The sequence below is a fragment of the Arthrobacter sp. H20 genome (assembly GCF_000520515.1).
GTDB lineage: Bacteria > Actinomycetota > Actinomycetes > Actinomycetales > Micrococcaceae > Arthrobacter_D.
Genome location: NZ_KI914759.1, coordinates 61,372 through 67,731 on the forward strand (window position 1 = coordinate 61,372; position 6,360 = coordinate 67,731).

The following is a 6,360-nucleotide window of genomic DNA, read 5'->3' on the forward strand; positions in this document are numbered from 1 at the left end:
CCGCCCCGGACGCCGGATCCGTCCACCCGCCCCGCTCTGCCCCGAAACCGTCCACCCGTCCCACTCTGCCCCGAAACCGTCGAAACGCCCCGAAACCGTCGACCGCACCACATATCTCTAGCGCGCTTGCTGTTTTCTGCTGCGCTGGTCCGGATCTACCGCGTCTACCTGATCGGGCTACCTGCGGTGAGCACCTGGAGACTAGCAATGAAAGCAACCTCCGCCCACAAGTTAGATATTGCGGGTCGAAGGCCGTCTGACCCGCCATATCTAACCCTTCGGCGGAGGGGTTTCGGCGGAAGAGTAAGCGGACACGTCTGCGGAGGGGCTGAGCACGGGCTGTGACGGCCACGCCGGGGCGCTTTTGGGGTCCGAAAGAGCCCTACCACTAGAGTGGTACGCGTGAGTTCACAACCCATCCCCACACCGTACGAGGATCTGCTGCGCGATGTGATGGCCAACGGTGCCGTCAAGGCCGACCGCACGGGCACCGGAACACGAAGTGTTTTCGGGAGGCAGTTGCGCTTCGATCTCGCTGATTCCTTCCCTTTGGTCACCACCAAACGGGTCCATTTCAAATCGGTGGCGCTGGAGTTGCTCTGGTTCCTTCGCGGCGATTCGAACGTGTCGTGGCTGCAGGAACGTGGCGTCAAGATCTGGAACGAGTGGGCCGGCGACGACGGCGAACTCGGACCTGTGTACGGCGTCCAGTGGCGTTCCTGGCCCACCCCTGACGGCGGCCACATCGACCAGATTGCCCAGGTAGTCGAGGCCTTGAAGGTGAACCCAGATTCCCGCCGCCACCTGGTCTCCGCGTGGAACGTCTCCGAGTTACACAACATGGCGCTCCCCCCGTGCCACGCCTTCTTCCAGTTTTATGTGGCGGACGGCAAGCTGTCCTGCCAGCTGTATCAGCGCTCAGCAGACACCTTCCTGGGCGTCCCGTTCAATATCGCTTCCTACGCGCTGCTGACCCTGATGGTTGCCCAGCAGGTGGGCCTGGCCCCCGGTGAACTCATCTGGACCGGCGGGGACGTTCACATCTACGACAACCATGTCGAGCAGGTGACAGAACAACTGACGCGGCAGCCGCACCCGAGCCCGCAACTGCTAATCAACCGTAAACCCGAGAGCATTTTCGACTACACGCTGGAGGACTTTGACGTGGTGAATTACCAGCACCATCCGACCATCAAGGCACCGATTGCCGTATGAGCTCCACCAATCGGGGAATCATCGACGCCATTGGACGGGAACCGTTCATCGGCATGATCTGGGCCCAGACCGAGAACGGGGTCATCGGGAAGGACGGCGGTATGCCGTGGCGCCTCCCCGAGGACATGGAACACTTCAAACGGACCACCAATGGTCACCCGGTCATCATGGGCCGGCATACCTGGCAGTCGTTTCCCGCCAAATTTCGACCGCTGCCGGATCGGACCAACATAGTGGTGAGTCGGCATGCGCTGGAAGCGGGTGGCCTCGCGGGCGCCGTCGTCGTCGGCTCCCTCGACGAAGCCCTCGAGGAGGCCCGGCGGAGTCCAGGGGCGGAACAGATCTGGGTGATCGGTGGCGGGCAGATCTATGAGGCAGCGCTCCCGGCCGCGCAGGCGGCTGTCGTCACGGTGATCGAGTCGACCACCAAGGGCGACACCTTCGCCCCCACCCTTGGCCCGGACTGGCAGTTGGACGGGGTCACACCTCAGCAGGGCTGGCTCTCCGGCGCCAACGGCACCAGGTACCGGATCAGCCTGTGGACGCGGGGCAGGGACTAGGCAACGCCGGTGACTGGGGTTCGATCCTTCGTCATGAATCGGGGCCTACCGCGTCCGCTGACCTAGACTGGCAGCATGACATCTGCAGTAAATGGTTCTTCCTCAGCGCCCAGCGTAGCTTTCGTCGGCTGGCGCGGGATGGTCGGTTCAGTCCTGATGCAACGGATGCGGGATGAGCGCGATTTCAGCCTGATCAACCCGGTGTTCTTCTCGACCTCTAACGCTGGGGGCAGGGCGCCGTCATTCGCCGAGGGCACCTCAGCGCTCCAGGACGCGTACGACGTCGAAGCGCTGGCCAAGCTGCCCATCATCGTTACCGCCCAGGGCGGCGGCTACACCGCTGAGGTCTACCCGAAGCTGCGCAGCACGGGCTGGGACGGGTTGTGGATTGACGCAGCGTCTACGCTCAGGATGGAGACCAGCTCCATCATCGTCCTGGACCCGGTGAACCGGGACGTCATCGACGCCGGGCTGTCGCGGGGTGTGCGCGACTTCATCGGCGGTAACTGCACCGTCTCCTGCATGCTCATGGGGCTTGGTGGACTGTTTCGCAATGGACTCGTCGAGTGGGGCACCTCGATGACGTATCAGGCGGCCTCCGGCGGCGGGGCCCGCCACATGCGTGAGCTGCTGAACCAGTTTGGCGCCATTCACGGTGCTGTGGCACCCAACCTGGACGATCCGGCATCAGCCATCCTGGCCATCGACCAGGCAGTACTCGCACAGCAGCGAAACCCGGGCATGGATGCCTCTCAGTTCGGGGTGCCTCTCGCGGGGTCGGTCATCCCCTGGATCGATGCGGATCTGGGCAATGGGATGTCAAGGGAAGAGTGGAAGGCCGGCGCGGAAACAAACAAGATTCTGGGCACCGATGCTGCCGACGGCGCCTGGATCCCGTTCGACGGCCTGTGCGTGAGGATCGGGGCTATGCGGTCGCACTCCCAGGCACTGACCCTGAAACTTACCGAGGACGTGCCGCTGGCGGAGATTGAACAGATCATCGACGCCGACAACGCGTGGGCAACAGTGGTTCCCAATACCAAGGAGGCAACGATGGCCGGCCTCACTCCCGTCGCGGCGACCGGCTCACTGACCGTTCCTGTGGGAAGGCTCCGAAAAATGGAGATGGGCCCGCAATACCTCAGCGCCTTCACCGTGGGAGATCAGCTGCTGTGGGGTGCGGCCGAACCGCTGCGCCGCATGCTCCTGATCGCCACCGGAAACCTCTAACGCTGGAGCGCACAGCCGATCAGCAGGGGTTCGGGATGCAACCGGATCCCGAACCGGTCTTCGACGCCGTCAGCGACGAGCGCCGCGATGGCCAGGAGATCGGCGGCTGAGGCGCTCCCCCGGTTGGTGACGGCAAGAGTGTGCTTGGTCGAGAGCGAGGCACGGCCTCCGGCGGCCGAATGGCCGGCGTCATCGCTCAGTCCGAAGCCTTTGCTGAAGCCAGCCTGATCGATCAGCCAGGCCGCCGACAGTTTGATCTGCCCGTCGTCGGCGGTGGGGTATCTCGGCGCATCCTCGGGCAGCGTCGCAGCGGTAGCTGAGTCGACGATTGGGTTAGTGAAGAAGGATCCCGTGCTGAACGTGTCGCGGTCCACCGGGTCCAGCACCATCCCCTTGGCAGCGCGCAGCTTCAGCACCGCCCGCCGGACGTCATTGGCGTAGGCCCGCTCACCGATGGCAACTCCCACCTCTCGGGCCAGTTCGGCGTACCGCACCGGCGCGCTCATCCGGCCGAGAGCCAGCTGGAACTCGACGGTCAGCACCACATAGCGGGGCGACCCGTTAACAGTTGTGCGTTTCAGGAGAGAATCCCGATAACCAAACTTCAGCTCGAAGTTTGTAAAGGACTTAACAGTATTGGTTTCCCGGTCCCAGGTGCGGACCGTGGCAAGGGTCTGCGACACATCCGAACCGTAGGCCCCGACGTTCTGGACCGGAGTTGCGCCGGTGGACCCGGGGATGCCTGATAGCGCTTCCAGGCCGGAGAACGCATGGCGAACTGTGTATTCCACCAGGGCGTCCCAGGGTTGCCCGGCCTCCGCCCTCACCATCACCCCGCCGCAGGTGGCGTCGTCGTCGTCAACCACAAATCCCGTCGATGCCAGGCGCACCACTGTGCCGGCGAACCCTTCGTCGGCGATGATGAGGTTTGACCCGCCGGCAAGGATCAGCAGGGGGACGCCAGCAGCGTCAGCGGACCGAACGGCAGCAATGATTTCCGCTTCGGTGCGGGCCTCCACGAAGGTACTGGCGGGCCCACCCACACCCGCAGTGGTCAGCGGTGCAAGGAGAGTCACCAGACGCGCACTACTGCCTGGGCCTTGACCAGCACCTTCTGGCCCGCAGACGTCACTGTCAGATCAACACGGACAGTCGAGTTATCCAGATCTACCACACCGATTTTGCCAGCAACCTCAATGACTGCGCCCGGAATCCCCGCAGCTGTGGTGTCCTCTACGATTACCGGTTTGGTGAACCGCGTCTGGTAGTCGACGACGGCGGCCGGGTCGCCAATCCAGTCGGTAACCAGTTGGACCGCGGCACCCATGGTGAACATCCCGTGAGCGATGACGCCCGGTAACCCGACGTGCTGCGCAAAGTCGGGGTTCCAGTGAATTGGGTTGAAGTCACCTGAGGCGCCAGCGTATTTGACCAGGTCCTGGCGGGTGACGTCCACAGTGGTTGAGCCAATTTCCTGGCCGACGCTGAGATCGGCGATGGCGATACCCATTACTGTTCCTCTCCGCGCACTAGCAGCGATGATGTGGTGGTGGCGGTTTTTTCACCGTCGGTGGTGCTAATCTCGGCGCGCGTGGTGATCATCGCGCCACCTCCCATGGCCCTGACTGAGTCAACGTGGAGTTCAGCGACCAGCTCGTCGCCTGCCACGATGGCACGGTGATGGATGAATCGCTGATCGGCGTGCACCACGCGACTGAAATCAATACCAGCATCGGGATCGGAGATGAGCTGCGCATCAGCCATCTGGGCGACGATGATCGCGAACGTGGGGGGCGCCACCAGATCCCGGTGGCCGAGGTCCCGGGCGGCCTCAACCTCAAAGTGTGAAGCATGGGTTGCCTTCACAGCGCGCGCAAATTCGCGGATCTTCTCCCTGCCCACCAGGTAGGCAGGCCCTGCGGGATAGCTGCGGCCCTGCAGCTCTGGATTGATGGTCATGAGGCTCCTGACAAGTGCGGTCGAAGTATCTTTTCAGCCTAGTGCAGGGCGGCTATTTCTTCGGGTTTTGCGCCTGGTGCCTGCGCTTCGCGTCCCGAGCGCGGACCACTAGTCCCGCAAGGTGTGTCACCAGACCTGCAACGAGGACAGGGATGCCGGTGAAGACCGTCGCATTGCTGCCGGTAGCAGCGCCGAGGACGGCGATCAGGATGCCAGCGCCGGTCAGGACCAGCGCTGCGATCACGAGCCGCCGATAGAGATCAGATCCGGTGTCCCAGGGGGTGTTCAACATGGGGTTAAGCCTACCGGGACTCAACCCCGATCTGCGAAGGTGAAGCATACTGAAGGCTTCACCTTCCATCGTCCGCATCGGAGGATCGACATGGCCGCGGCCCCTCTGCCCTCCCGCAGGTATCGAGCGATAACCGCGGCCTTGTGCGCCACCTGGTTGGCCTGCGTTGCGCTTGTCGTTTTCAATCGGACGCCGGTGGACAGCGCGGCCGCAGACTTTCTACAGCGCGGGCTTCGGCTGCTGCACACCTACGGGCTACCTACCTTTGTCGATTACGGCGTGGTCGAATTCGCCGCGAACAGTGTCATGTTGGTTCCGTTTGGCCTGTTCTGGTTCATTCTCGCGGCCCGAGGTTGGCGCTGGCTCGGGCCCCTGGTGGGCGTCGGCCTCTCAATAGTCATCGAAATAGCCCAACTCACACTGCTCCCCGAGCGTTTCGCCTCCCCGTACGACGTCCTCGCTAATGGTGCCGGGGCGCTAGTGGGAACTCTCGTGGCGTGGCGTGCTTTGCGATCGCGCGAGAAGGCCCAGCAGCGGTTTCCCTAACTCGCCAAGGACGCGCTGCCCGTTCCTGACGTCAACGGCGGGCCATACCACCGGGCTCCGAACCACGTGTTAGAACAGTGCCACCTGAACCTCCGGAACCGGCGACAAAAACGGACCCAGCTCTATTCGCTGCCCTTTCACCCGGGACAGGTCGACCAGAAACGGTACGTCGGACCCCCTGAGGAAGGTAAGCGCTGCGGGCCCCACCATTGAGTGCACCCGGAACCCATGCTCCCCCGCCGCCAGACTATGGGGGTAAAGCTGTGCCCCTGCCACTCCGAGAACACTTGACCACGACGACGGCGGCTCCCACTGCTCGTCCACCACCCGGTACCCTGGGAGGTCCAACCCATCACTGAGCAAATCCCGCGCGCTTGAAGCGAACTCGGCGTTGATCCCCTCAAGCGTTGCGTTGGTGCGAGGAGAGACCAGCGCAGCAGTCTTCGCCGCCGACCGGACGGCCTGGGCCAGCCCCACACTGCGGGTCACAGCGTCTTCGAGCACCCGGACCACACGGCCGTCATCGGCGGACGCGATATAGCGGGCGACGACGGCGCC

8 protein-coding genes and 1 pseudogene are annotated in these 6,360 nt (G+C 63.6%); 4 read left to right on the plus strand and 5 right to left on the minus strand.

All coding sequences use genetic code 11. The annotated features are described in order from the left end of the window. The first annotated feature begins 453 nt into the window (after positions 1 to 453). The 3 genes from Y703_RS0116360 to asd all read left to right on the plus strand — a co-directional run bounded on the left by Y703_RS0116360 (position 454) and on the right by asd (position 3,005). On the plus strand, positions 454 to 1,215 hold the full coding sequence (locus Y703_RS0116360) for a thymidylate synthase (RefSeq protein ID WP_051427707.1): 762 nt from the start codon (positions 454 to 456) through the stop codon (positions 1,213 to 1,215). Further along, a complete protein-coding gene (locus Y703_RS0116365; protein WP_051427687.1) occupies positions 1,212 to 1,775 on the plus strand; it encodes a dihydrofolate reductase in 564 nt (187 codons plus the stop codon). The genes Y703_RS0116360 and Y703_RS0116365 overlap by 4 nt, the downstream gene beginning before the upstream one ends. 75 nt (positions 1,776 to 1,850) lie before the next feature. Then, positions 1,851 to 3,005 (plus strand): aspartate-semialdehyde dehydrogenase, encoded by a 1,155-nt coding sequence (gene asd, locus Y703_RS0116370; protein WP_035765691.1) that lies wholly within the window; start codon positions 1,851 to 1,853, stop codon positions 3,003 to 3,005. On the opposite strand, the gene Y703_RS0116375 is transcribed toward asd, so the two are convergent. The 4 genes from Y703_RS0116375 to Y703_RS0116390 are packed head-to-tail and all read right to left on the minus strand — an operon-like array spanning position 3,002 to position 5,256. After that, positions 3,002 to 4,081, minus strand: a complete 1,080-nt coding sequence (locus Y703_RS0116375) for a UDP-N-acetylmuramate dehydrogenase (protein ID WP_026553576.1) — start codon at positions 4,079 to 4,081, stop codon at positions 3,002 to 3,004. The two genes, asd and Y703_RS0116375, sit on opposite strands and share 4 nt — an antisense overlap. Continuing rightward, positions 4,078 to 4,515: a MaoC family dehydratase gene (locus Y703_RS0116380; RefSeq protein WP_026553577.1), complete on the minus strand. Its 438-nt coding sequence runs from the start codon at positions 4,513 to 4,515 to the stop codon at positions 4,078 to 4,080. Before Y703_RS0116380 ends, Y703_RS0116375 begins: the two co-directional genes overlap by 4 nt. Continuing rightward, positions 4,515 to 4,964, minus strand: coding sequence for an FAS1-like dehydratase domain-containing protein (locus Y703_RS0116385; protein ID WP_026553578.1), 450 nt, complete (start codon positions 4,962 to 4,964; stop codon positions 4,515 to 4,517). The genes Y703_RS0116380 and Y703_RS0116385 overlap by 1 nt, the downstream gene beginning before the upstream one ends. Before the next feature lie 52 nt (positions 4,965 to 5,016). Next, complete coding sequence (locus Y703_RS0116390; RefSeq protein ID WP_026553579.1) at positions 5,017 to 5,256, minus strand: hypothetical protein; 240 nt, start codon at positions 5,254 to 5,256, stop codon at positions 5,017 to 5,019. Between the two features lie 90 nt (positions 5,257 to 5,346). Here Y703_RS0116390 and Y703_RS20475 point away from each other — a divergent pair, with 90 nt between their 5' ends. Further along, positions 5,347 to 5,802: a VanZ family protein gene (locus tag Y703_RS20475; RefSeq protein ID WP_051427688.1), complete on the plus strand. Its 456-nt coding sequence runs from the start codon at positions 5,347 to 5,349 to the stop codon at positions 5,800 to 5,802. A 69-nt stretch (positions 5,803 to 5,871) separates the two neighbouring features. Here Y703_RS20475 and Y703_RS21105 read toward each other — a convergent pair. After that, positions 5,872 to 6,360: pseudogene (locus tag Y703_RS21105) on the minus strand (DUF2797 domain-containing protein); the annotation flags it as partial.